This window comes from Sodalis sp. (in: enterobacteria), assembly GCF_036327475.1.
GTDB lineage: Bacteria > Pseudomonadota > Gammaproteobacteria > Enterobacterales > Enterobacteriaceae.
The window spans coordinates 406,274-430,069 of sequence record NZ_CP132913.1 but is presented as its reverse complement, the minus strand read 5'-3'; the positions used below and the strand labels follow the sequence as shown (position 1 = coordinate 430,069).

The 23,796-nt window shown below is 51.8% G+C and carries 16 protein-coding genes, 1 tRNA gene, 1 other RNA gene and 7 pseudogenes; 16 read left to right on the top strand and 9 right to left on the bottom strand.

Going from position 1 to position 23,796, the window contains the following annotated elements:
* Positions 1–406 precede the first annotated feature (406 nt).
* The 3 genes and pseudogenes from GPOALKHO_RS02320 to GPOALKHO_RS02310 all read left to right on the top strand — a co-directional run.
* Positions 407–1,044: pseudogene (locus GPOALKHO_RS02320) on the top strand (formyltransferase family protein); the annotation flags it as partial.
* Between the two features lie 151 nt (positions 1,045–1,195).
* Positions 1,196–1,278, top strand: a tRNA-Tyr gene (locus GPOALKHO_RS02315).
* A gap of 39 nt (positions 1,279–1,317) precedes the next feature.
* Positions 1,318–1,441: non-coding RNA, RtT sRNA (locus GPOALKHO_RS02310), on the top strand.
* Between the two features lie 555 nt (positions 1,442–1,996).
* Here GPOALKHO_RS02310 and GPOALKHO_RS02305 read toward each other — a convergent pair.
* A pseudogene (locus tag GPOALKHO_RS02305) lies at positions 1,997–2,833 on the bottom strand (DNA topoisomerase); the annotation flags it as partial.
* Positions 2,834–2,867: 34 nt separating this feature from the next.
* On the opposite strand from GPOALKHO_RS02305, the gene GPOALKHO_RS02300 reads away from it, so the two are divergent.
* From GPOALKHO_RS02300 to gap, 5 genes and pseudogenes are all read left to right on the top strand, one after another.
* Positions 2,868–3,038 (top strand): hypothetical protein, encoded by a 171-nt coding sequence (locus GPOALKHO_RS02300; protein ID WP_406702806.1) that lies wholly within the window; start codon positions 2,868–2,870, stop codon positions 3,036–3,038.
* 102 nt (positions 3,039–3,140) lie between these two features.
* Positions 3,141–4,991: a signal peptide peptidase SppA gene (gene sppA / locus GPOALKHO_RS02295; RefSeq protein WP_406702804.1), complete on the top strand. Its 1,851-nt coding sequence runs from the start codon at positions 3,141–3,143 to the stop codon at positions 4,989–4,991.
* 226 nt (positions 4,992–5,217) lie between these two features.
* A pseudogene (locus GPOALKHO_RS02290) lies at positions 5,218–5,456 on the top strand (asparaginase domain-containing protein); the annotation flags it as partial.
* 177 nt (positions 5,457–5,633) lie between these two features.
* Positions 5,634–5,858, top strand: a complete 225-nt coding sequence (locus GPOALKHO_RS02285; RefSeq protein WP_406702803.1) for a hypothetical protein — start codon at positions 5,634–5,636, stop codon at positions 5,856–5,858.
* Positions 5,859–6,332: 474 nt separating this feature from the next.
* Positions 6,333–7,331, top strand: coding sequence for a type I glyceraldehyde-3-phosphate dehydrogenase (gene gap, locus GPOALKHO_RS02280; RefSeq protein ID WP_406702801.1), 999 nt, complete (start codon positions 6,333–6,335; stop codon positions 7,329–7,331).
* 344 nt (positions 7,332–7,675) lie between these two features.
* Here gap and GPOALKHO_RS02275 read toward each other — a convergent pair whose 3' ends face one another.
* Both GPOALKHO_RS02275 and GPOALKHO_RS02270 read right to left on the bottom strand, forming a co-directional pair.
* On the bottom strand, positions 7,676–7,810 hold the full coding sequence (locus tag GPOALKHO_RS02275) for a hypothetical protein (protein ID WP_406702799.1): 135 nt from the start codon (positions 7,808–7,810) through the stop codon (positions 7,676–7,678).
* Positions 7,811–8,154: 344 nt separating this feature from the next.
* Positions 8,155–8,295, bottom strand: a complete 141-nt coding sequence (locus tag GPOALKHO_RS02270) for a hypothetical protein (RefSeq protein ID WP_406702797.1) — start codon at positions 8,293–8,295, stop codon at positions 8,155–8,157.
* Between the two features lie 1,234 nt (positions 8,296–9,529).
* On the opposite strand from GPOALKHO_RS02270, the pseudogene GPOALKHO_RS02265 reads away from it, so the two are divergent.
* From GPOALKHO_RS02265 to GPOALKHO_RS02255, 3 genes and pseudogenes are all read left to right on the top strand, one after another.
* Positions 9,530–11,178, top strand: a pseudogene (locus GPOALKHO_RS02265) (PrkA family serine protein kinase).
* A 36-nt stretch (positions 11,179–11,214) separates the two neighbouring features.
* Positions 11,215–11,785: pseudogene (locus tag GPOALKHO_RS02260) on the top strand (DUF444 family protein); the annotation flags it as partial.
* Positions 11,786–12,375: 590 nt separating this feature from the next.
* A complete protein-coding gene (locus GPOALKHO_RS02255) occupies positions 12,376–14,106 on the top strand; it encodes a potassium/proton antiporter (protein WP_406702795.1) in 1,731 nt (576 codons plus the stop codon).
* A gap of 164 nt (positions 14,107–14,270) precedes the next feature.
* Here the strand turns inward: GPOALKHO_RS02255 and GPOALKHO_RS02250 are convergent, their stop codons facing one another.
* Positions 14,271–14,705 carry a MarR family winged helix-turn-helix transcriptional regulator gene (locus GPOALKHO_RS02250; RefSeq protein WP_406702793.1) on the bottom strand — a complete coding sequence of 145 codons (435 nt, stop codon included), beginning with the start codon at positions 14,703–14,705 and terminating at the stop codon, positions 14,271–14,273.
* A 180-nt stretch (positions 14,706–14,885) separates the two neighbouring features.
* Here GPOALKHO_RS02250 and GPOALKHO_RS02245 point away from each other — a divergent pair, with 180 nt between their 5' ends.
* Positions 14,886–15,074, top strand: a complete 189-nt coding sequence (locus GPOALKHO_RS02245) for a hypothetical protein (RefSeq protein WP_406702791.1) — start codon at positions 14,886–14,888, stop codon at positions 15,072–15,074.
* Positions 15,075–15,512: 438 nt separating this feature from the next.
* Complete coding sequence (locus GPOALKHO_RS02240) at positions 15,513–15,749, top strand: hypothetical protein (RefSeq protein ID WP_406702790.1); 237 nt, start codon at positions 15,513–15,515, stop codon at positions 15,747–15,749.
* Between the two features lie 154 nt (positions 15,750–15,903).
* On the opposite strand, the gene dadX is transcribed toward GPOALKHO_RS02240, so the two are convergent.
* The 3 genes from dadX to GPOALKHO_RS02225 all read right to left on the bottom strand — a co-directional run bounded on the left by dadX (position 15,904) and on the right by GPOALKHO_RS02225 (position 17,694).
* Complete coding sequence (gene dadX, locus GPOALKHO_RS02235) at positions 15,904–16,974, bottom strand: catabolic alanine racemase DadX (protein ID WP_406702789.1); 1,071 nt, start codon at positions 16,972–16,974, stop codon at positions 15,904–15,906.
* A gap of 256 nt (positions 16,975–17,230) precedes the next feature.
* Positions 17,231–17,560, bottom strand: a complete 330-nt coding sequence (locus GPOALKHO_RS02230) for a hypothetical protein (protein ID WP_406702788.1) — start codon at positions 17,558–17,560, stop codon at positions 17,231–17,233.
* A 2-nt stretch (positions 17,561–17,562) separates the two neighbouring features.
* A complete protein-coding gene (locus GPOALKHO_RS02225) occupies positions 17,563–17,694 on the bottom strand; it encodes a hypothetical protein (protein WP_406702786.1) in 132 nt (43 codons plus the stop codon).
* Positions 17,695–18,576: 882 nt separating this feature from the next.
* Between GPOALKHO_RS02225 and GPOALKHO_RS02220 the strand changes: the two are divergent.
* Positions 18,577–19,659: pseudogene (locus GPOALKHO_RS02220) on the top strand (SpoVR family protein); the annotation flags it as partial.
* Between the two features lie 1,004 nt (positions 19,660–20,663).
* Positions 20,664–21,194, top strand: a complete 531-nt coding sequence (gene dsbB / locus GPOALKHO_RS02215; RefSeq protein ID WP_406702785.1) for a disulfide bond formation protein DsbB — start codon at positions 20,664–20,666, stop codon at positions 21,192–21,194.
* Positions 21,195–21,898: 704 nt separating this feature from the next.
* Here dsbB and GPOALKHO_RS02210 read toward each other — a convergent pair.
* Positions 21,899–22,108, bottom strand: coding sequence for a fumarylacetoacetate hydrolase family protein (locus GPOALKHO_RS02210; RefSeq protein ID WP_406703334.1), 210 nt, complete (start codon positions 22,106–22,108; stop codon positions 21,899–21,901).
* 526 nt (positions 22,109–22,634) lie between these two features.
* Positions 22,635–22,990: pseudogene (locus GPOALKHO_RS02205) on the bottom strand (YcgL domain-containing protein).
* 134 nt (positions 22,991–23,124) lie between these two features.
* On the opposite strand from GPOALKHO_RS02205, the gene minC reads away from it, so the two are divergent.
* The gene (gene minC, locus GPOALKHO_RS02200) at positions 23,125–23,796 is read left to right on the top strand and encodes a septum site-determining protein MinC (RefSeq protein ID WP_406702784.1); all 672 of its coding nucleotides are present in this window, start codon (positions 23,125–23,127) and stop codon (positions 23,794–23,796) included.

Genomic DNA, 23,796 nt, shown 5'->3' with positions numbered 1-23,796 from the left:
CGCTTCTGCGATCGCGTGGGTCTCTACCCCCTTATTAAACAAGGAGTTCGTGTGCGCTCAGTTTACTCTTGCGACAGCGGTAGGCCACATACTGACTGCTATGCCACATTCCTGTCGGGCAACTTTCTGCCCGTAACCCCAAACAGCTGATGCGTTCACACTACATCGCCTTTGTGATAGAAGAGTCGATTATTTACTTGCTGTCTGGCACCCACAAATTTGCGCCGCTGCGTGGCGTAATGAGCTGACTTATGCGTCACCCGCTGGCGCGGTCTTATGTGGAATTTAGCGCGCGCTTTTACGACGATATGTCGATGGCCGGAATTTAAAAGTGGGCAATAATTCGCCGCTCCCTCGCGGCCCGCCTCATAACAAAATCAACAGACAAGACAGAATCCGTAAGTCAATGCAGTCGAAAAATGTACAAAGAACGGTATTACGCACCATCGTCCGGATTCCGAAGATCTAATTGTGCAATTGCCAGCATTTGCTTCAAACATAAGCTGGGTATTGAGTACGCCGATCTGGGCGAGGTACTGCCTGCAGGAACGCTACGGGAATTGAATCACGCCGGACGCAAAAGAAGCCCATTGTTTTGAGACCTATTGATGAAATCGCTTACTGTATCTCGATGTGGAGATATCCGTGGTCATCGACAACCACGAAACGCTCGCCACAAATTATGTGGTGCTGGCGAAATATATGCGCGTACTAACGCCAACATTTGTGCATCATTACCTCAATCAAATCATCAATATTCATCACTCGTTCCTGCCGGCGCTTATCAGCGCACGTCCGTACCACCAGGCAAACGAGCTAGTGGGTGAAGAACATTGGCGTTACCGCGCACTACGTTAACGATAGCCTGGATGAAGCCCCTGTCATGTTATTTAGGACGTGATTCACGTCGATCGTATCTACACCGCGGAAGATATGATGCGCGCAAGGGGCGAGCGTGGAGACAAACATCCTGAGCCTGGCGTTATGCCGCGTACTACGTTGGCGCAGAGGATATTCGTCTACGGCAACCGGACTGTTATTTTTAACGCCGTACGCCTAGTGGCAGCATCCATCGCTCACATTTCGTCTGCAGCTAGAGAAAAAGTGGAAAATTGGGGCGCGGCGTTAGCGCTTTACAGCGCCACTTTATTTGATATGAAGCGCCAGCTTGACGCGTTATTGTCATCTTTCGCTCGAATGGGGTTTCCGAGCGGCCAAAGGGAGCAGACTATAGATCTGCCGTCATAGACTTCGAAGATTCGAATCTTTCCCCCACCCACCATTTCAGCAAGCTTCTTGCTGACCACCCTAGTTTTCCTGATATCCGTGTGGAAGGTGATGGCCTTCGACCAATGTTCGCGTCGAGCAGCGCAAAACAACGATGCGCAGTATCGGCACGTAGGATGAGCGCAAAGCAGCGAATCATCCTCTCCCTCCCCCTCACCTAGCCCTTAAACATTCTGTTAACAGCACACGGGCCAATTTCTCGCCCGGCGATGACATTGCGCCGCGTTTTTATGGCTGATGATTTCTGCTAACACCTGCCGATAACCTTTCACCTGGCAGAAACCATGAAGTTTATCTCATTAAATATCAATTGGCTACGCGCTCTTCTATCAGATTGAGCCATCATCATGACATTGCAGCCTGATGTGATCGGTCTACAGGCAAAGTTCACGACGATATGTTCCCTCTCGAAGCAGTCTCTCGTCACGGTTACAATGTTTGCCATCATGGTCAGAAAGGCTACTATGGCGTGACGCTACTCGAAAAGCCGTTCACCATCTACCGCGGCTTTAGTGTCGACGGAGACGACACCCAGCCCGGATTATTATGGCCGATTTCATCACACCGACAGGCGTATTAGCGGTGGTTAACAGCTACTTTCCCCAGGGTAGCGGGCCATCTGGTCAAATTCCTGACCAAAGAGTGCTTCTACCCGATCCGCAAGACTATGTGAAAGCCACCACGACGAATCCTTGCTGTTTATCATGTGGTAGGTGATAAGCTTGTGGGTTTGGCCGATGACAGGTATCGAGCATCTGCTGCGCACTGCGACCAAAACGCTTTGCGGCCTCGATTTACAATGCCGACAAGACAAACGGCAGCGTCGCGTTTCCAAACCCTGTTTGGTTTGATAGAGCATCACATGCACCGGCTGGCCGGTGATACGGGCTACACACATGCTCCGCCAGCGGACGATGTAGCATAAGCGCCCTTCTTCGTCCTGCCAGCTTTCATACGCGTCGCTGGATACCCATGAGCGGTAAAGGATTCTTGTAACGGCGCACAATATGCGATTTCACGTCAAAATAAACTTTTAGCACAAATGTTCTATCTCTTCCCGGCGTTGCACTCTGTCTACCGATAACACCCACTGAAGGTGTAAGCTCGGGTCATATTGATCTCATACAGCCAGTCGGTGCGCGCCAGCGCCGCCGCCGATACGTACAACGGCACGAATTCGCTGTTATCCCGCAAACGGCTAACCGCCTGTTGATTGAGATCATTGACCAAAAAGCGCTTGGCGCTGCAGCGTTTCGTTGGCCTCGTTGAATGTCAGATAACCAGCACCTCATCCACCAGCAGCTGACCCTCGCGGTCGGAGTTGCCGGCGTGAATAACCTGTTCGGTCTCCACGAATATCGTTTTGATTACATTCGGGCCGTGGCTGTAGCCGCCACTTTTCGGAATAATGGGCAAATCTACCAGCGACTAGCAGGTATAGCCGCTCGTCATAGACATCAGACTTCGCCTGCTACAGTGGATGACCAATAACACCAGGCACCATGTGATCCAGGCCACAGGCGATATAGCCATCGCCGCGGCGATGGGTTGCAACAACTGCATGAGCGCGGTGCGTTACTTTGGCTACGGCTACCGCAGTAGGCTACGACCGCGATAATCAACGGCGCGCGAAACGGCGCCTGTTTCGCTTTCTCAATGCCTTGAGATCCATGCTGGCATTAATCCAACTGGCTGAGCAACTCGCTCAGTCGGGTGCGACCTTCTCCTTCAATGATGATGAAACGCTATAGTCTGAGCGCGCAGTGGTAAGGTTTACCTGTAGCGTTTTTGAGGGCGCGGCCGAACAAATTTTATATTATGATTTCGGACTTCGCTGTTTTATTGGAGATCTCATGCGCGCACTGTGGCGAATTATTTCCGGCTCATTTAAATGGGGCTGGCGTTTACTGAATTTTATCCGCGAATTTATCCTCAACGTATTCCTGGTAGTCCTCATCATTGTGGCGGTCGGGATCTATTTGCAAGTGCGGCACACGCCGCTGACGTCAACAAAAGGTGCATTGGTGATGGATCTGACTGGCACCGTGGTCGATAAGCCGACAATGAATAATAAAGTCCGTCAGCTTGGTCGCGAATTGTTCGGCGCGTCCAGCAACCGGCTGCAGGAAAATTCGCTGTTTGATACGGTGGATATGTTGCGCCAGGCGAAAGGCGACGACAATATCACCGGGCTGGTATTATCGCTGAAAGATTTCGCCGGTGCAGATCAGGCCTCACTGCAATACATCGGTAAGGCGCTGCGTGAATTCCGCGATAGCGGCAAGCCCATCTACGCCGTGGGAGACCGTTATAGCCAGGCGCAATACTTCCTTGCCAGCTATGCCAATAAAATCTATCTCACTCCTCAGGGTGCAGTGGATTTATACGGTATCGCTACAAACAACCTCTACTACAAAACCTTGCTCGATAAGCTAAAGGTCAATAGCCACATCTTCCGCGCCGGAACGTATAAGTCCGCGGTCGAACCCTTCTTGCGCGACAATATGTCCGACTACGCCCGCGAGGCCGATAGCCGTTGGGTAGATCAGCTTTGGCAGCATTATCTGACAGCTGCTGCGGCCAACCGGCAAATTACGCCGCAGCAGCTGTTCCCTGGCGCCCAGGCAATGCTGGACGGTCTGCGCGCTGTTCAGGGCAATACCGCGCAATTTGCCCTTAATAACAAATGGGTCGATGAAGTGGCGTCCCGTTCGGCGATTGACGATGCGCTGACCAAGGCTTTTGGCTGGAACAAGCGCGACAAAACATTCAACGGCATCAGTATTTACGATTACCAGTCGGCGCCATCGTCGCAGCAGGGCGGGCAAATCGCCGTGATCTTTGCCAATGGCGCCATTATCGATGGCCCGGAAACTCCGGGGTCAGTAGGAGGCGCTACCGCCGACCAGATCCGCTATGCCAGGTTGGATCCTGATATCAAAGCCATTGTGTTCCGAGTTAACAGCCCAGGCGGCAGCGTCACCGCCTCCGAACTTATCCGTTCTGAGCTGGACGCTGCACGTGCCGCTGGCAAACCGGTAGTGGTGTCCATGGGCGGCGTCGCGGCCTCTGGCGGTTATTGGATCTCCACACCCGCCAATTACATCATCGCCAGCGCCAGCACACTGACCGGATCGATCGGTATCTTCGGGATGATCAATACCGTGGAAAGTTCTCTTGACGCCATCGGCGTCCACACCGATGGCGTCGCGACCTCACCGCTGGCAGATGTGTCGATGACCAAAACACTGCCGTCAGAATTCTCGCAGATGATGCGGCTTAACGTCGAAAATGGTTATCACAACTTTATCAACCTGGTGGCGCAGTCCCGCCATAAGACGCCGGAGGAAGTTGATAAGATCGGCCAAGGGCATGTTTGGATTGGTAGCGATGCCGCACAAAACGGCCTGGTGGACCAGCTGGGGGACTTCGACGACGCGGTAAGTAAAGCTGCCGAACTGGCGCAGTTGAAGCAATACCAGTTGAACTGGTATCTGAATGAGCCAGGCCTACTGGACTCACTGTTTACGCAAACCAGCGCGTCGGTGTATGCTGTACTGCCAAGCGTGATTCAATCCTGGCTGCCGGCGCAGGTTACTCAAGTGGTTGACCGGCTAAAGATGGATGTCGGCCTAGGGCTCAACTGGAATGATCCGCAAAATCGCTACGCGTTCTGTCTTTCTTGCGAACAAATGATGCGCTAAAGGAGCCAGCGTTGTTATCGCACCGAAACGGCCTAGCGCATCAGCGCCCGGTCTGAACCAGGCGTTTTTCTGACGCGCTAGGCTGCTGGCAGCCGGTGTTATTTAATAAGTGCCTTACAATTGGCGTAACTGCCGACCACGCGTCTCGCCCCCATGCAGAAAATCCATTTACGCCGCCTATACCGACGGCACCATCGGTATGCAGCGCATCGTCACCGGCTCGTAAATACCCCCGGAAGCGCTCCGCTCCGAATGGCAAACCATTTGCCCAACGCACTGTATCTGGCTGCCCATTATCCGGTTAAGGAAGTCGGTTTGTTTTTCAATAACAAACTGTTGCACGGCAACCATACCGTTAAGGCCCATGCCGATGAGTTTGATGTTTTCGCCTCACCGAATTTACCGCCGTCGCTAGAGGCAGGTATCCCCATCCGCATCCGCTATCTTACGCCCTCACCGGCATGTGCGGAAAGTGTCCCGCTCAGGGGTCCTTATCGGTTTTGATATGACGGTAGAAGACGCCATGACCAAGCTATATTTTTACTTTACTTAGCTAATCATTTCCTTACTAGGCTATCCGCCATCTCATGCGGCAGGATCTGCGTGGCGAATTGAGCAACAGTAATGCATTAGGAGAAAACCATGACCAGAGCATTATTATTAATTGATTTACAAAATGATTTTTCGCTAGTGGTGTCGCAGGGCAATGCGGTGATCCCGTGGCCAATGCGGCGCTGGCGCTGTGCGTCCGGCGGAGCATTCCTGTGGTGGACAGGCCGGGACTGGTATCTACGAGATCACGGCAGTTTCGTCATTAACGCCGGGCAGCCGATCAATACGCTCGGCGTACTGGAGTGGCTTGAGTAGATTTATAGCCGGTGCATTGCGTGCAAGATACCCTGAGCACGGACTTCCATTCCTCGACTTAACCGTACAGATCTGGCGGCGGTAGTTCACAAAAGCAAACAGCCGCCATGTCGATAGTTACAGCATCTTTTGACAACGGTCGCCATAACGAATAATTAACAATGCGGCAGGTATATTGTTGGTATATTGGTATATTGGTATATTGGTATATTGGTATATTGGTATAAACTCTATGATGCAGTGTTGTAGCTGTTGAAATGTGATTGTTATCACAAATTGCAATTTGTCGCAGTTTATATTGGACGATGACGACCCAATATGAGCTGCAAGTATGTTGACGTCAATGGCGTATCGTGTGCTGAACGGGATCTGGATTGATTTGTCGCAACTATTGACACGATTCCTCTTGACGCTGCACGAGGTTTTTGTAAATCATTTAACCTTTTACTCATTATTAAATAGCTGGTAGCATATATGACTATTAAAGTAGGTATCAACGGTTTTGGCCGTATCGGCCGCATTGTTTTCCGTGCCGCGCAGGAGCGTGACGATATTGAAATCGTTGCCATCAACGACCTGCTGGATACGGATTATATGGCCTACATGTTAAAGTACGACTCAACCCATGGTCGCTTTAACGGCACCATCGTCGTGGAAAACGGTCATCTGGTAGTAAATGGTAAAATCATCCGCTGTACCTCTGAGAAGGATCCGGTTAACCTGAAATGGGGCGAGGTCGGCGTCGACGTTGTCGCCGAAGCCACTGGTATCTTCCTGACAAATGAAACCGCGCGCAAGCATATCGTCGCCGGCGCTAAAAAAGTGGTGCTGACCGGCCCGTCCAAAGATAACACCCCGATGTTCGTTATGGGCGTTAACCACACAGCCTATGATGGCCAGGATATCGTGTCCAACGCCTCTTGTACTACTAACTGCCTGGCGCCGCTGGCTAAGGTTATCAACGACAATTTTGGTATTGTTGAAGCCGTGATGACCACCGTGCACGCCACTACCGCCACCCAGAAGACGGTCGATAGTCTGTCTCATAAAGACTGGCGTGGTGGCCGCGGCGCCTCCCAGAACATCATTCCGACCTCCACGGGCGCTGCCAAAGCGGTAGGTAAAGTCATTCCTGAGCTGAACGGTAAACTGACCGGTATGTCCTTCCGCGTTCCCACGCCAAACATCTCGGTTGTTGATCTGACCGCACGTCTGGAAAAACCGTCTTCCTATGAAGGCATCTGCATCGCCATCAAAAAAGCTGCTGAAGGCGAGCTAAAAGGCGTGATGGGTTACACCGATGAAGACGTGGTTTCTACTGATTTCAATGGCGAGAAACTGACCTCCGTTTTCGATGCAAAAGCGGGTATCGCGCTGAACGACAAATTCGTCAAATTGGTTGCATGGTACGATAACGAAACCGGTTATTCCAATAAAGTGTTGGATCTGATCTCCCATATCGCCAACAAATGAGTTTGGTGACATGGATGACGAGATATCGCCATTTTACTCAGGAGAGATAACGATGAATACCGCTGGTAGTGGTCGAGCGGGTACGGGGCAGCCGGCCGGCGAAAACCGGTGCTGTGCTTAAGAGAACAAAGCACCTTCTAAGAAGGTGTGGCCATCCACGGCAGCATACCGATCTGTTGGTCCTAATTTAGTGAGGTTCTATACCAGCCACAGCTTCGCCCGCATCCTTTCCTGGAAATTGAGCTACTATAGCGAGGACATAAACAGGTCTAACTGATCTTTTTCGGGCAAACGTTCAAACTGGTGGCAGGGGGCGAGTATCAGACGACGTCTGTGCTGCATAGTTACTTCACCGTTGGGCCATTGCCGATATCCATGTTACTGGACTCGGCGATAGCTTTATCGATAAAGTCAACGGCGACAAGGCTGAGCAACAGCAGGGCGTGGTGGCCTGGAGCTGTGGGAAAGTCCCCTTTCACACTCGATTTGAGATTCGCTGACGACAGTTATCTGAGCTATGTGTGCGTGGAGACGACGCGAGCGAACGATCCGCGAACGATCCGCTGGTCAATCGGCGCGGCACCTGAGCAAATCATAAGCTAACGCTGTGGTGGCGCCCAGCGCTAGTGGGCCGGTTTCATGCGAATACTGCTCCGTGCAAGCTCGCAGCCAATGACGGCGTCCCATCCTGACCGAGCGCTAGAATCAGGCCCGCGACAGAGGGGCTTGGCTTTAAGCACCATCCAGCGCGGTCTTGCCCCGTCGCACTGGAAAAGCCCGGTCCAAGTCGCGAGGTGCTCCGGCGTAAGGTAATCCTAAAGCGTCAACGTTCTCTTTCATATACCTCAGACTGGACTTCTGGTAGCCGCTCCGGCTCGCGAATGATCCACGACAGCAGTACCACCTGAACCGCGCTTGCCCCTAATTCGGTGCCCATTCCCTGTACCACCTCGTAGTGCAGCAACCCTGTACGTAATTTACTGGCCCGCGCCAGCGAGAAACAAGCTCTTACCGGCAGTCGCCGCTCGCGACACCTTAAATCCCACGCGAAACCAAGTGATATAGTACCGATCGGTCACGCACGCGCCGCCGCCAGTCAGCGACCACAACTCCTGCAGGCCGTCACTCCAGATTGGACACGCCCCAGCGGGCGATTACCGTCCTGCTGCAGCCGCAGCATCGCATCAACGGTTTGCGACAAAAGATAAATCCGGCCCCTTTCAGGCCGATAGATTACCTATCGGTCATCGAACTGTCTTTCGCTCGCTTTATCGTTCATACGCAGTCGTTCATACGCAGATAGCGCGCCATCACGTAGGTGCGCAACCTTGGGCAATAGCATAGTTCACGGTCAGCTCCATATAAGGGGAGCAGCCGTCGTCAGCATGGTACTCACCTGGCCGCTGCGGCTCACACCGTAATAATAATTGTTTAGTCTTTACTAACCCATATCGTGCAGATGCCTGATATCAGGGTAAATCGGCCATTCTTGACTTGCCTAAGGCTTTCATGTCGTTGTAATCGTTTTACTTGGCCGGGAATGCCAAGGCGCATAGATCACCGTGATAAATAATTGATTCTGCAGGCTTTCAAACAGATAGTAGCCAGTGCTCAAGCCTTTTACATACACGTATTGACCACCATATCTGCGGAAACGGTATCATCATTACTACGGTATGGGCTGGCGGCGTACACGGCCGAGACGCCGAGTGATCAACCTTGGTCACAGCGGCCATTGGTGACAGCAATCTCACAGCTAAAACGAGACTAAGTAGTTTAGGGGCATGCGTTTTCACGAATGTATGTTTCCCGCTAAGAAAATATGCGTATACTGTAAATATAATATAAAAATCACGCGGATAATGTAAATCCGTTCATTTACAGACATATAAAATAACAAATTATATCTTAAATCTATATATATCCTTTACATATCTTGCGTATTGCGCCGTAGACCGCATGAAACAGGGCGGGCGTAGACGTAAAACGCAAACTGAGTCATTAAAATCTCTTCAAATGGCGTTAGGTACCATGACAGCTATCAGATACCAACTAAACTTTGTTATAGAAAAGGATTAATCTGAGTCCGGTAGCATAAAAGTGCGAACGAGTTGGCGTAGTGTTTGCTATGCTCAGTGAGCATCTTTTCGGGAGAGGGTCTAGTATTATCCCCTATAGTCCCTTTAAACCGATACCAAATGAACATATTTGGCCATTACCGTCACAGTGCCATGAAGTTGCAAAGGAGAAGAGTTCGCCATGCAGGAATTTCCACGATATGTCACCAGGACCAAAGCGCATTCGCCAACGCCGCTGAACGACTTCTGCGCTAAACGACTTCTGATGGCCATCGGCACCCCGTGAGATCGACCTGTTCAGGAAGCTTGTTCTCCCGCCTGTTTTTGTACGATAGCCCGCTATTCGGCCTTCGAGGAATTCTGCGGCACGGAAGAGGCTATCGAGCAAATCGTTTCTTATTTAAAGCATGCGGATTAGGGATTAGAAGAGAAGAAGCAAATCCCATGTCTGATATGTTCGGTAGGCGGCGGGAAATCGTCGGCGGCGGCGGAGTGCCAAAATCCCTCTACAGCAAGTTCCCATCTATGTGCTTAGCACCAACGGCGAGCGCAGACTGGTAAATAACCATCCCTTGTGCCTGCTTAACCCGCAGGAGGATGCGCATATTCTCGAGAAAGAAAAGAATACGGAGCATTCCCCTGACGCTATCTCGTCACCATCAGTCGCCCTGGGCCGCCAAACGACTGCACGAGTTCAGTAGTGATATCAGTTGTTTTACAGATATCCATCGCCAAAACCGAACCCGGCGATGAAAACAACCAGGATATTTCCGCGCTTCTGGGCAAGTGGACAGAGGACCACGCCAAGAACGATTCTGACTCCTACGGTTATTTCAGCGCACTGTGCTGCGCCAATCAAGGGGTGATGAAATTCGTCGAAATGTTCAAGGTGCCCATTAAGGTGCTGCATCCGCTGCTGACCGCGACGCAATGGGCAATTATAACGACACCGAAGGCATTACGCGCTGTTGTTCAACAGCCTCGTCCTAGCGTACTCAAACGAATCGGAGTAGGTCCAGTTCCGCAATAACAAAAACAATGAGGCGTTCCTCGATCGTGTCTACATCGTCAAGGTGCCCCTACGAAGTACGTTAGAAACTCTCTGGTTCGTTTCTCGACTCTTTCGCAACTGAAGTAGCCGGAAAACTCCAGCACCGATCCCAGCACCAAGTCGTATCAAGAGTATCGCGACTATGCCGGCGTTGATGGAGGGATAAACAGCTTGTCAAGCGCAAGCGTATAATTTTAACTATACCGCAGTAGCAGTCAACCATATGTATTTGTTCTACGTGTTAGAACGGCAGGTTGAGCGTGAATAGTTTCCACAGAATGTGACGGGAAAATACATTGAAATATGCCGAGGTTATCAGCAAGAAAATTCAGACCGCCTATCTGGAATCCTATTCAGGATATGCTCAAAACATTTTTGACCGCCATGTCACCTATGCCGATTTCTGGATCCAGGACTAGGAATACCGCGAAAAATCAAAAGCCGTCCGGCATAAGCCAAAGGATTTTCGCAACGAAATCGTTAATTGCGCACCCGCGCCAGCAACAACGGCTATATCTGAACTGGGCCAGCTATGAGAAGTTGCGTGTCGTTATTGAGAAAAATGTTCTCCAATACCGAAGAGTTGCTGCCGGTTATCTCATTCAATGCGAAAATGTCCACGGATGAGCAAAAAACATGACGATTTTGAAAAAGGAGACACACGTAAACGGCGCGCCTGTTATGCGAATGGTATCTACGGGTAAGGAAATCGTCGTGATACACGACGCGTAGATACTGTCGTCCGGAGGAGATAATGCTCTGTTTTATTAATCGACGACTTAACGGCGAAAATAAGAACATGGTCAACCGACAGCGTTTCTTGCTATAAGTCTCAAATTAAACAGTCGATTGCCTGGGCCATCAATAAGCGTTCGGTTACCGATGTAGAAAACGTGTGGTCGGTGTCGATTGCCAAGACATCAATGCACCCATCCTTCATTAAGGCATGGGAGGCATGCGCCGTCGGGTGTATCCCGGCAACGACTATTTTGTGCAAAACGATCGCATCGAGTGGCCGCCGTCGTGAAACAGCGATCAAGGAAATGCTAGCCAGGACGGCGAAGGGGAAGATGAATTTGTTTTTCAGATTTCTAAAGATGAATATCCGGATCTACTGTTTGAGGGTCTGGCGCTACCCAATTTGCAGAAAACCAGCATAAGTAGCTAAACGAATATAAAGCGCGTCGCTCTGGCTACACATTAACCGGGTGCTGGCTAACATTAGCGTAAGCGCAGTTCGCTCGCTGTAAAATTCGCTGGTCCGGCGCACTGCCCTCAACTGTTCGGGCAACACTGCCTACGTGACCCTTCAACAAATGATACAGTAAGCGAGATTGCCGCCACGCCTCCTTTAATGCCTTGACGCCGTGCGAAAATCACCCGACCCGCGGCGCTAAACAGGCAACGGACGGCGTTTCCCACGGGTTGATAACGCTAAAGATGACGCTTTGATCGTTTACATCAATTATTAATTATATTAATATAATTAACTGATTATCGTCCTGGCAATGCCGCGCTGCCCACTGCATTGGTGCAACAGCGCACTCCTGATGGTGCCGCTCTCGCATGGCGCGGCTATCGCCGTCGGCAGGATTGCGCGGGAGTAAAAGGCATTTGCGCTGTGATCAAAAAGCGCTTAAACGCCTTAAAGAGAGAAAAACGACTTTTTTGTTGAGAATAAAAAGGGTAGTTTAATTGAGTGTCGACCAGAGATCCCGCCGGATCATGTTTCCCGCCTCCCCGCTCCCGTCGCGGGCTCCGATGGAGGAGATTTGCCGGGCAGCAAGGTGAACTCCCCCCCCCTTTCAGGTCTTGGTGCCAATGCATTCAGCCAGACCGTCGCGGTAGGTATTTGGGATCACAACGCCTCTGCAGGATAGGCAGAAACAGAGCAAAAATCAAAAGGAGACCGCGTTTGGACAGCAGCGCCATTATAAGTTTGTTTATTATTGGTTCAATATTGGTGGGGGGGAGTATTCTGCTGAGCTCCTTTTCCTCACGTCTTGGCATCCCTATTCTGGTCATTTTTCTGGCCATTGGCATGTTGGCTGGGATAGATGGCTTGGGCGGCATCGCGTTTGATAACTATCCTGTGGCGTACCTTATCAGTAATTTGGCGCTGACGGTGATTCTGCTCGATGGTGGTATGCGAACTCGCGCCACCGCCTTTCGCGTTGCACTTTGGCCGTCATTATCGTTGGCGACGGTCGGGGTCATCATCACCGCCGGGTTAACTGGCATGGCCGCGGCCTGGCTGTTTGAGCTGGATATAATTGAAGGCATGCTTATCGGCGCTATCGTCGGTTCCACCGATGCCGCTGCGGTGTTTTCGCTTCTTGGCGACAGGGGTCTAAACGAACGTGTCACCTCTACGCTTGAGATTGAATCCGGCAGCAATGATCCGATGGCGGTGTTTTTAACCATCACGCTTATCTCCATGATTCAAAGCGGGAAAATTTACCTTGATTGGCTGTTTCTGGTGCATCTTATCCGCGAATTCGGCTTGGGCGTCGCTATGGGTCTGGGCGGCGGCTGGCTGTTGCAGCAGGCAATCAACCGTATCTCACTGGCCAACGGGTTATATCCACTGCTGGCTGTGAGCGGCGGCATTATGATTTTCGCTCTGACCACCGCGCTAGAAGGCAGCGGCATTCTGGCGGTCTATTTATGCGGCTTTGTCTTGGGGAACAGGCCGATACGCAATCGATACGGTATTTTACAAACGTTTGACGGTATGGCCTGGTTGAGCCAAATCTGCATGTTTTTGGTGCTAGGTCTTTTAGTCACCCCCAGCGACTTATGGATGATCGCCATTCCGGCGCTCATCTTGTCGCTGTGGCTGATGCTGGTAGCGCGCCCTCTGTCAATTTTTTTCGGTTTGTTGTCGTTTCGCAACTACACCACCCGCGAGCGGTTTTTTCTCTCCTGGGTCGGCCTACGCGGCGCTGTGCCGATTATTTTGGCGGTATTTCCCATGATGGCAGGCCTTGACAACGCGCGGCTCTATTTTAATGTGGCGTTCTTTATCGTCCTGATTTCCCTGCTGCTTCAGGGCACCTCGCTGAGCTTCGCCGCCCGCCTAGCGAAAGTGGTTGTTCCGCCGACCGCGTCGCCTATTTCCCGCGTGGGGATGGATATCCATCCCGAAAACCCCTGGGAGCAGTTTATTTATCAGTTAGGGGGTGAAAACTGGTGCGTTGGCGCGGCGCTACGCGATCTGAAAATGCCTAGCCATACGCGCATCGCCGCGCTGTTTCGCGATAATGTACTACTTCATCCTACCGCCAACACCCGGCTGCGTGAAGGAGATGTGCTTTGTGTCATCGGTCGGGAGCGCGATTTGCCCGCGCTGGGCAGGTTGTTTAGCCAATCACCGCCCGTCGCGCTAGATCAGCGCTTTTTTGGGGATTTTATACTGGAAGCCGACGCCCGTTTGCAAGATGTTTCCTCTATCTACGGTCTGGAATTCGCTGGCGAAGTGGATAGCGCGCTGACACTTGGCCAGTTTGTCAAGACGTTGCTGGGCGGGGGCGAACCAGTGGTGGGGGATAATGTGGTGGCGGAAGGCATAGTCTGGACTATTGCGGAAAAAGACGAGCATCAGGTAAGCAAAATCGGTCTCAAGATTGCCGACGATACGGCATGAAACCGTAGCCGCACGCGTGGAGTCAGTGCCGTCGCGAAACTCTACAGTCCAGAGTGAGAACGCCGGCGCTCAACCGATCTCAACAGTGCCAACGGTTAGGCGTCTGCGGCCGCTACACCACCCTCTTTTCCGCGTACCGCTCAAGGCGCGTCCTCCGTCTCCGGTCAGCTCAGCGTTTCTGTCGCGCTGTAGACCTTTTCGAGCACTCGAATGGCCACCCGCATATCCCGAGCATCGACATCCTCAAGGATCTCCTTGCCAAGAATATCCGCTTCTGTGCGTACCTTCTCATACAGTGCTTTACCCTCATCGGTCACCACCAATAGCTTTTTACGCCGGTCAGCCGGGGTGGGGATGCGCAGTACCAGACCGATTTTGACCAGACGGTCCACCATCGTTACCACCGTTGCACCTTCAACGCCGAGCTGCTGCGCCAGTTCGCTTTGCGACAGCGGTGATTCAGCGCCAGCGATAGTCGCCACCGCTACCCAGCTCGCCTGACTGAGACCCAAATATTTCAGGCGCCGGTCAATAGCCATACGCAGCGCGCGCGAGGTTAAATGCAATATTTTTGAAAAATTTTTATATTCAGTTTTCATTGGCTATATCAGGTAAAAAGACACACCATCTTAAACAGTATCACACATTGATTACGAAGACCAATCACACGCGCTTTATCGAATAAAGAAATGATCTCTCGCCAATCATGCATATTCATTTTCATTATCAGAAAATAAATTATCATAACAACATTAAATGCTTTATTTACCTGGCATATTATGCTTACCATTCCTTTCCTTCATGATGTGGCGTGTCAGCGCAAGAGTTTTTCCTTTTACTGCTGCTGGTATTATTGGGTCCAGCCGGACATCGATTTTTATCTACCCGTTATCCCCCTTATCGCCCACGGCCTCCAGACCGACGAATCGCTCATCCAGTCAAAGATCCCGCTCTTTATCGGCATCTAGGTCTCGCGACTGATTACCGGACCGCTGATGTATTTGTGACGCCGTCTGCTGGCGCTAGCCGGATTACACTGTATGGCGCAGGTGCCCTTCTGGCAACGGCGGCAACCCTTTCTTGGCTCTTCGTTTTGTCGCTGGTGTTGTAGGATTGGCGGTGTGCTGCACGATCGTTGCGTTGTTCAACCGCGTTGCGCGACAGGCTGGACGGTGACGATGCGGCCCGCGTCTTCAGTTTTCTTAATGACGAGTGGTCTACTAGCGGCCGGTTTCGGCTGGCGCGCGCCATTTTGATCCTTGGCTGCCTTTTCGTTGCTAGTTGGAACATTGACGGCGGTAAGACCCGGCTGAAACGCGTCCGACTAACACGAGGGCGCAACCACGCTGCCACTTGTCCGCTACTGACAGATAGCAACCTAAGACCGTTTTGTTCTGTTCGCGCGGGTGAATACGAGCGCTATGGCGATGGCGTTGATCTACGCCTCTTTATCGCCACAGGTTGATGGTATTCGGCACGAACGGATTTTGGATCATATTCATGCTGACGAGCGTTATCGCCAATCTGGTGATTCGCAAAATTGGACGCCTCGTTTACGTTTGGCACTGTATTTCATGGCGCTCGGTAGTCTGATGCTGCTGTTTAGCGTCACGGTGGCGCCGGCGAGCTGGCAGACCCATTGACTGGGTTATATGTTACCCGCTGCCACCGCTTGTGCCGGACTGGCGTTTTTAATGGAACCCGCCACCAGCTATGCGCTGGAGCCGTTCTCCGAGGAGGCGAGCGTAGCGTCGGCGCTGAATAGTTTTGTGCAGATGGCCAGCGCGGCGGCGCTGGTTAGCGAAGCTGAACCGTCACCCGCGGTGCCAGCGCGCTCATGAGTTCATAGCTCAGGGTACCGGCGGCGGCGGCGACCTCATCGATTTTGACGTGTTCTCCCCAAAGTTCGACTTTTGCACCAATACGCGCCTGTGAACAAGGCTGCAAATCCACCATAAGCATATCCATGGAAACCGCGCCCAGAGTGCGCGTTCTGACGCCGTCGACCCAAACCGGCGTCCCGGTGGGCGCGTGACGCGGATAGCCATCGGCGTAACCGCAGGCGACAACGCCGACCCTCTGCGTCTCGCTTAGCCTGTGGCGACCGCCGTAACCGATGCGTCCCCCAGCGGGCACTGACTGCACGGCGATCAATTCGCTTTCTAACATCATTGCCGGCCGAAAACCGCTGCCGGCAATGTCTTGCCAGTCACCGCTCGGGGAGGCGCCATAAAAAATAATGCCTGGCCTGACCCATTGCCCATGAGTGTTAGGATGCCATAATGTCGCGGCAGAATTCGCCAGACAGCGCGGGCCCGTCAGCCCATCACCGGCTCGCGCCACTACTGCCATTTGCGCCTCGACCCCTTCCGGCATGTCGGCATAAGCGAAATGGGTCATCAAGGTCAGCGTCGCCACCTGCTTTAGCTCGCTTAGCGCTTGCCAGGCGCCTGGCAGCGCCCGATCGCTGAAACCTAGCCGATTCATACCACTGTTAAGTTTGAGGTAAATGTCCAGCGGCGCGCATGGGGTCATGTGCCGCAGGGCGTCAATCTGCCAGCTACTGTGAACGGCAGTGGTCAATCGATAGTGATCGATTTCCTCTAAATCAGCCGACTGAAAAAATCCCTCCAGCAATAAAATGGGGCCGCGCCAGCCCTTCTCCCGTAGCACGATTGCCTCATTTAGATCTAGCAGCGCAAAACCGTCCGTCTGCTGCAACCCATGCCAAACGGCGCTCAGGCCATGGCCATAGCCATTAGCTTTAACCACCGACCACACACGAGATTGTGGCGCATGACGGCGGACAATGGTTAAATTTGACGCCAGTGCAGCTAAATCCACCGTAGCGACAATCGGACGTGGCATGAAAACAGCTCCTTACCTTTCAAGAAATGGCCGCACGAGGGCGCCCTCGGATCTGTCGCGTAACCGCGACGGCATCAAATCCAGACGCATAACGCGCGAAGAACAGATCGTCATAACGAATTTCCGGCACCCGCACGCTGATAACAATCCGCTAGCAATCGCCACAAGCCATAAGGCCATTATCTAGCCCAGCGTACCGTGACCGGTATTCAGATACGGAACGCCGTGGCGCTCACCAGCGACGTGCTGTCCGGCGTTATCGCCTCAGGTCGGTCCAGAACATCGCTTGCGCAATATGGCCACCGGTGGGAAATAAATCGCACACCACAGTCTCAGGGTCGGCCGGCGTTTCGACGGCAGCTCGATATGAAACCGGTAATTCCGCCATTTCATCCGCCAGCGGGATCGTTAACGAACACTCCTTGAGCGGATAAACTGAAATAGAGACCACATCTTTAGCATGTCGGTGAATATGACCCCAACCGCAGCTGACGCCGTCAATGCGGTTGCCATTGCGCACCAGCGCGCAGATTTGACAGTCACAACGAAATGCGACGCCCTTTTCCACCGCGACGCCCTTTTCCACCGCTATGGCGGCAAGGTATAGAGTAAATCATTAGCACTCGCCGGTTTCATCGCTCGGCAAGCGTAAATCATCGGAGAGCTTATACGGGCGACGCCGGCCAGCACTGGCTCAACATTGGCCAATTGGTTGGCCATCAGAAGCGAATAGAGTTCGCTTCAGAGCGCAGTACCGCAATATCTATCTGGGCGTTGGCGAATTATTTATCGGCGCAGAATCCCCCTGACGGCCTTCATACCAGTTCGGAGTGCGCTTTCAAACAATCGCGGCTGTATTAGCCACACCACCATATGCGGCTTTGCGGCTTTTATTAATATGATAATATCGACTATCGCAATTGCGCAGTATTTGTTCCATCGCCGAACCGGGCTGGCGATCGAGCACGGTGACTTGATGCTGAGCCAAATACTAGGCAAACGTCACGCCTATCACGCTACTTCCCAACACAATTACCTGTATGATTGTTTTGTCTTATACCAACATCCGCCACTAAAATGCCGGTGTAATGAGGCTGATTCAATGGCAAAATAAAAAAACTGACAAGCCTAGAAAATCTATTAACCTCTTAACCTCTCTGGGTTATCATCATTCTACAGCAACGGCGAGTACGGCGCCGTTATACAGGGGCCACACGCCAACAGCGCGGTGCTGCGCACGATGTTAGACTAGGAATCTGTCCTTCTCACTTTCTCGACTCCCAACGCGCGCCAGCATTAAGGTTCTAGGAGTGATTTCGCAGGCGAGCCTATCGCCCTTCCAGCGTTCTGTCATGCCTGCCCGGCAGGTCATCGCGTCCAAGGCGATCGATTCCCTCGCGTGCTTGCTGCCAACGCTTTGTGCGGCCGAGCCCCTGCTAGCGACGCTTGACCCCTAGCCTGTCGCGCCCGCTAAAGAAAATCCTCCCAGGCGCGAAGGTGCCTAGCACATCCTCCGCGATTTTCACCTTGCGCTAGGATCAATAATAAGACAGAATGGTCTCGTACTGTCTATAGACAGTATCTCGATGAATATGAGATTTCAACTCTACTCCCTGTATCGCCTACCTTTTCGAAGAGAACATCATGCTCATACAAGCGTGAGCCACGATCAGCGCTTGTATGAGCATGATGCGTTTTACTTTCCCGTAGTTGGACCGATGCCAGCTCCGTTGCTGACTACCTGATTTTCGCCAGCAACTATATTATCAAATGCGAAGGGCGCTATGGTGTTGAACAGGTGGAGTAATTATTGGCCTTCTCCCTGCGCTGATGAACCACGACGTCGACCGTTACAAACGCCCGCAAAAACTCACCGCAGGAAGAAAATCTCGCCAAAAGAGCCGAGAAGAGTATTGCAAAGTCAAGTCAATGACCTGTGGCGCACGCTACCGCGCATGGAAAGAGGAAGTGACGGAACAGCGTTTGCGCTACCCCATGAGCTGCAGGAAAACCTACTGTATTTCATGGAGAAAATGCGCCGCTACTCAAACTCTGGCAACGGATATTGCGTATCGTGCGCAAAATCGGTTGGTATCGCTCACTTGTATGATGAAGGCAAAGTTAGCAATAGGTTTATGCAGGAATTCCTAAATAGCCATCCCATGTGGTCCATCAACCGCCCTATAACAGCTCGTATTACAGCGGCATCAATCCCTATGCATTGGGTTTGCCATGCAACATATCAAGAATATCAAGCGCATCTACCAATTGCTCACGGATTGAAGATCGCCACTGGTTCCCAGATATCGCCGGCAGAGATTGGCTGGAAACAGTGCATTTCGCCATGCACAACTAACTTTAAAGACGAAAGCCTTATCAGTCAGCTCCTATCGCCGAAGATAATGCGAGATTTTCGTCTATTACGGTACTCGACGACGATCACAACAACTATATTGAAACCGCAGCCATCCATAATAGAGAAGGGTATTAGGCAATATGTCAGGAACTCTCTTCCTAGTACAATTTAAGCAATCTGGTATACAGATTCGGTCGCTGGCGCTGCGTTATACGCCGCAAAGCCGCTGCGAAGTGATGAAGCACATTCATCGGTTATGGAACTTTGACGTCTATATGGAGCAGGTGAATGACGAGGGCGAGCTTATCGAACACTGTTTGCCATGCTAGCCGCCGTTCTGATGCCTTCCGAAGAGCCGCGCCGCCCGCCAAAGGGTGGCGCCTTCGCCGAAGTCAAATCCCCACGATATATTCAAGCATCGTGGATTGCATGGCGCCTCAGATATTCCTGCTCTTTTTTAACATAACGGCGCACCGCTCCATAACCTGATCATACAATAGCGTCGCCAGCTGGCCATAGAAATTACGTAGGCCTAGGTTTGTCTGCAGTAAACGCCATGTCGTGGAAAACCCGGTAATCCAATTTGATGAAGCCATCAGCCTCATCCGCTTCCGCCTTATCGTCCACCGCCGCAGCTTGTGATCCTGTGCTTTATCAGAATACAGCGCGCCAGACGAGTGAAGACCTCAGCGAGGTTGGCGCACACCGCAAATTATCAATGAGCTAGTGAGCTGAGATACACTGTCATGATCAAACCGGACTCAACGTCTCCAGGATATTCAAATCGGACGTTTCCCATATATTATCATCCGGGTCGGCTTGCCGTGCTGGATTTAAGTCAGCCGTTACGGGCCAGTTGCTGTAGTACCTTCGCTGTGGCACCTCCCGCAGCGTGGTGCGGGAGGTGCCTATTATTAGGTTGGAAAGCTTCCGCGTCGCGGGTAGGATAGAGCCAGACGCAAAGCGATTATTCCAAATGCTTTCAATCAGAAACTCTTCCGCGAAACCGGCAGGACTCTGTGCCTTTGATGACCATATTCGTTTTTTCCATAGCAACTCTAACAATTTATGCCTCTCACTCCCTGCGAGCGGAAGCAGTGACTTTACCACGAACAAGCGAGCTAGTTTACCTTACCCGCTGCCGGCACCATAACCCATCTCCCGATTTTGACTTAAAAGGACCTTTCCACGCCGTACATGTATGGTAACTTCAATAATAGCAAAACGGCGCGGGCTCTGGTACGCCGCTGACGGAAAAGTCGCTGGTGTCTGTTGTTTTTTGATTTAGAATGCTCGTTTCACGCCACTTATTAACTACTCTGGACAACCCTTTATGATGCAATCGTTAAACCGCTGCTCCAAAAATCGTGCAGCCTGGTTGCTATTGGCACTGACCGCCTTTGCGCTGGAACTGGTTGCGTTCTACTTTCAGTATGTATTGCTGCTTAAACCCTGCGTCCTGTGTATTTATCAACGTTGCGCACTCTACGGCGTCGTTGCTGCCGGCCTGGTAGGCGCCATCGCGCCCGCCACGCCGCTGAATTTCGCCGGTCTTGCGATTTGGTTGTACAGCGCCTGGCAAGGTCTGCTGCTGGCAATTAAGCATACCGATATCCATCTCCATCCATCCCCCTTCGTCACCTGCGATTTTTTCGTGAATTTCCCAGCCTGGCTGCCACTGGATAAGTGGCTACCGTCGGTCTTCAGCACCAGCAGCGATTGCACCGTTCGTCAATGGCATTTCCTGTCGCTGGAGATGCCACAATGGATGATTATCATCTTCGGTGCCTACCTGGTGGTAGCGGCGATCATTTTGCTCGCGCAATTCTTCCCGCCGCGCAAACGCAATCTTTTTTCCCGCTGATAGCGGCATAGGTGCATGACAGTATAGCGGCGCTGTCATGCACCTATGCATGATGCGTGCTTAGAGAAAGAGCGTCATGTTTAGGGCTTAATAGGATCTACGCCTGTCAATAACATGAATACGTATTATGACTGCCTGCGCTAGCGGGTAGCTTACTTGTATTTTATTGAGAAAAAGATCCTTTTAATAAGAAAAACAGGCAGAGACAATCTATCGTCCAAGTGCACCTGCGGTCAATTTAATGAGCGCTGATAGTACCTGGCCCTGGTTCACTTATAAAGTCGTGAGCGCTGCGGCAAAGACGCCACCGCTTCCCCTGATATCACCTTAGCAAAAACGCAAAACGATATGATCTAGCACCAACCGCTGCATTGAGGCTCCCCTGCAGCGCTCATTTATCCAAGCCAAGCGACGTCCTATGAGGGCATAACCAAGCGCATTTCGAAATCTAGAATAATGGCTTAAGGCGCCGTGATAGCAGCAAAGTCGCGCCAAAGGCTGGAGATGACCCGTACGTAGAGCGACGAGCCATAGCGAAAATGCACCCTCCTCCTTATTGAGCGGGATAGCTCGGCCGCATCGCGAGTGAAAGCCCTCGCGCGCCAGACGTTTATTTTTGGCACAGTCAGGCTTTCAATAAACGCTAAATTATCCACGTGCTCAATTGATGTTGATTCAGGCTTGCCGTGAGCGCCTAGCAGGGCTTAATCATTACGACCTCTTCCCTGGCGACCTGTCAGTGCAATATCGCCGGGAGGTAAGGTGAAGAAACGGCTTATACACGCAATGAGTGTGGCAGGGTAGGGTGGATCATGTCGCGAGTGTTGCCCGTTTGCTAAACATGATTCGTTAACCGTTAGCGTCAAATCCGTCTGTTGGGGATCACCGAATTCCGCCGCCGGAATAAACCCCACAATTGAAATCGCTTTCTCCCAGGGCCGCTCTGCTTTTTTGAACTGTGCCTGCAGACTCACAGCGTTAAATCTAGCGCGCTAGCGCGACGCCCACACCTGCGATACCCTGGGCGACCTGCTGCTCGTTAGCCTGTTTACCAATATAAGATAGCCAGCTCTACCTCACGATACACTTTCCCCCGATCGGTAGGGTTACCGATAGGTTGATGAATATCGCACATCGCGGTCCCGGGCTGATGTCAGCATATTGGCTAAAGATGTCAACAGCGCTGTCGCAGCGTGTAAGCTGTCGCCAAAACGGCAACTGGTTTACCCCCGAACATGACGATCAAAGCACTTTGCCCTGTGTGAATAGAGAAGGCGGGAGGTGGAACAACAGCACACGTGACAGCATCACATCTTGTGCATCCAACGTACGCCATCGGAGTGTTGGACAGGGGATAGTGGCAAATGGGCTCATACTCGTCAAAGGTTCACATCGCGCGCGAGCGTATGGCATAGATAGCGGGCTGCCGCCATGGCTTAACTACAGAATCGCCAATGAGATAATTGATCCAGCCCTGCGAGTGCGGCGCCGGTAATTGCGCCGCGCGAACCTATTGGTTAATGATCGGGCTTTTCCGACGAGATGATGCTGGGTCAATAAATTTTCCACCGGTGGGGAACTTGCAGATAGAAGCCCTGCTCTTTAAGTAATTCTTTTACTTTTTCTATATCCGCCGAAGCGAGTTTTTTGCTGCCGTCTAAGGGTAAAATCATTGCGAATAGCGATTTTCCGAAGTGCGTTATTAAGTCGGCCGGGACGCGTGTAAAATCCTCTCTTCTTTCGACAAAAAGATAGGTTTGATCCTGTTTTGAACTTCTATAGATCACACAAAACATATTTTTACTCTATTGCCGTGGTCTGGTGTCTTGCCTGTATATAGCGGTAACTATAACATGCATGCAGTACTTCGAAATATCACCTCCCATGACGAATCGGGAAATTACACGTACTAAGACTGAGTCAGGATAGAATGTCGCAAACGCCAATTGAGTTGAAAGGCAGTAATTTTACTTTATCGGTAATTCATGTGTATGATGCGCAGCCAGAAGAAATCCGTCGGGCGATAGAGGAAAAAGTCGAACAAGCACCTGAATTTTTACAAGATGCGCCGGTTGTCATCAACGTCACCGGCCTTAGGCACAATACGCCCTGGGAGGAGCTGTCACGGGCGGTGCTAGCGACCGGTCTGCATGTGGTCGGCGTCAGCGGCTGTCGCGACGCGAAACTGAAACAGGCGATCGTTCGCAGCGGGCTGCCGCTGCTGACCGAAGGCAAAGCGCCAAAGCGCAGCGTCGCCGAGACGTCGGCGGCGGTCAGAACGCGGCTTATTAACACGCCGGTGCGCTCCGGGCAGCAAATTTACGCCCGCAACAGCGATTTAATTGTCACCAGCAGCGTTAGCGCCAGCGCCGAGCTTATCGCCGATGGCAATATCCATATTTATGGCATGATGCGAGGCCGCGCGCTGGCCGGTGCGTCGGGCAATGGAGAGTGCCAGATTTTCTGCACCCATCTCTCTCCGGAGCTCATATCCATCGCCGGTCAATATTGGTTGAGTGATCAAATTCCGGCCGAATTTTCAGGCAAAGCAGCGCGGTTATGTCTGCAGGACGGCACGCTTACCATTCATCCTTTAATTTAG